Genomic DNA, 2,251 nt, shown 5'->3' with positions numbered 1-2,251 from the left:
GTCCCCTCCCCCGTCCTTCCAAACTCAAAAATCTCAAATCCCAAATCGCTACCCACCAAACCTCCCTCCTTCTTTCATCCGCGTTCTCCGAGCTATCCGCGGTCCTCCCCCTTTCCGTGACCTTCCGTGTCCGCTATTCGAATTATTGGTGATTGTTTCCCTGCCCAGGTGCATACATAGATTCCGGAAGAGTCAGGGAATCTCAGCTTGCCACCCCTCATTCCCCTCCTCCCTTGCGTCAGCGTTCTCCGTGCTCTTCGCGGACCTTCCGCTTTCCGTGCGCTTCCGTGTCCGTCCGTGGCCCCCCCTACTCCCTACTCCCTGCTCCCTGCTCCCTACTCCCTACTCCCTACTCCCTACTCCCTACTCCCTACTCCCGGCTACCGGCTACCGGCTACCGGCGCCGTCCCCATCATCCGGTCGAGCGGGCTGATCACGCACAGCCCCGGGCGATTCATCACATGCGTGTAGATCATTGTCGTCTTGACATCCTTGTGCCCCAATAACTCTTGGACCGTTCGGATATCTGCCCCGTCCTCCAGCAAGTGCGTCGCGAACGAGTGTCGCAGCGTATGAGGCACCGCGGTCTTAGTAATGTCGGTCCTGCGGAGCGCCTTGCGGAATGCCGTTTGGAAAGTCGTTTCATGCACATGATGGCGGCGCGTTTTCCCACTGCGATTGTCTTTCGACAACTGCCGCGAAGGAAAGATGTATTGCCAGCGAAGTTCGCGGTTGGCGTTTGGGTATTTTCTCGCCAGCGCGAACGGCAAATAGACTTCGCCCAAGCCCCGATCCAAATCCTCAGCATGAATCGCTCGTGCCGTTTCGATCTGTCGCCGAAGTGGTTGATGGACCGACTCCGGCAATACCGTGACTCGGTCTTTGTTCCCCTTGCCATTGCGGACCACAATCTGCCCCTTTTCGAAACAGACGTCCTTGATCCGAAGCGTCCGACATTCGCGGTGTCGCAGCCCGCCGCCGTACATCAGCAAACCCATGGTCCGCATCGAGCCATGGAGCCAGCCGAGCACCTCAGAGACTTCAGTTTTCGTCAGCACGACCGGGCGGTACTCGCTCGCCCTCGCCCGCAGTGCATTGATAAATCCAACCTCGCGGCCCAGCACTTTCCCGTACAAGAACAAGCAGGCTGACAGCGCCTGGTTTTGCGTCCCCGCCGCAACCTCGCCCGTGACCGCGAGATCCGTCAAAAACTCGCCGATCTCCTTCTCGCCGTATCGATCCAGTCGCTCGTCATCGAGGTGGCGGATCAAGCGGCGAATCCAACCCGTATAGGCATCTTCGGTGCTCTTGGGGTGGTGCAGCATCCGCATCCGCGCCCGCATCTGCTGCACGATCTCAGGCTCTTCCTCATCGACGCGCCCCGGATTTCCTTCTCCCTCCACCAACTGCGCCTCTTCCTCGCTCCCCTGGTTGGAGAACTCGTCGCGGCGGGCGATTTCGCCGAGCTTCAACTTGATCGGGTGAAAGTCAGTCTCGTCGCTGCCTAGCACCAGCCGCTGATACGCCTCCAATGCGCAAGCCGCCTGAAGCCGACGCCAGGCAGGGACCCGGTTGTCACGCAGCGATCGCAAGAAACCGATCACCAGGTTCTCGCGAATGGGCAGCGGCGTAAGCGATTCGAGCCTGTTGTGCTGGGCGTACCCCTCGACCCACCTGGGATACCAAGTCTGTTCCGCACCACTCAAATGCATCCGCCCCAGCCGCTGCACAAAGACATTGAGATCCATAGCTACCTCCCCCAAGCCCCATACGTCATGCTTTCTGACCTGACCCAGCCCGTACGTCAGGCTTTCCGGCCTGATCTGTTGCCTCCCCGTCCTCTGGGGGGCGATTTTTGTATAGGATCTATACGGGCGTTCCGCTGTCTGGCAAGTCACTATTCTGAAAATTTTCCGCGTCGCCGGGCACTGGCTCTGCAGAAGGGGGTTGCCGATCTGAGCCCCAAGTGTCCTGCGGTATTGCCGTCGAAACCGCGTTTCCGCCCGCCACTACCGACCCCCATGCAACGCGGCGAGCGGAAAAAATTTTTTGACACCACGGCATGCCGCCCCGTAAGATCGGGGGGCCGCAGATATGCCGCGGCTCAGCCAAAGAATGCTTCTCAGTAAAATCTCGCTGAGCCACACATAATTAATTGTTATGCCAACGGTGCAGTCCGGATCTTTCGACCAACCGGACAACGAATGCTAGGCAACAACAATCCTTATTCGCCGACCACCAAAGGTCACCT

At 58.9% G+C, this 2,251-nt stretch carries 1 protein-coding gene; it reads right to left on the bottom strand.

The annotated features are described in order from the left end of the window. Positions 1-380: 380 nt before the first annotated feature. Positions 381-1,748, bottom strand: a complete 1,368-nt coding sequence (locus tag GNK13_RS16135; protein WP_203329097.1) for an integron integrase — start codon at positions 1,746-1,748, stop codon at positions 381-383. Positions 1,749-2,251: the final 503 nt, after the last annotated feature.

Origin of the sequence: Candidatus Laterigemmans baculatus, assembly GCF_010367455.1 — a bacterium.
Lineage (GTDB): Bacteria > Planctomycetota > Planctomycetia > Pirellulales > Pirellulaceae > Laterigemmans > Laterigemmans baculatus.
This window is presented reverse-complemented; position numbering and strand designations above follow the sequence as displayed.

Bases quoted from the DNA above. Each gene is read 5' to 3' on its own strand.
- GNK13_RS16135 (WP_203329097.1), bottom strand. From the start codon at position 1,748: ATGGATCTCAATGTCTTTGTGCAGCGGCTGGGGCGGATGCATTTGAGT.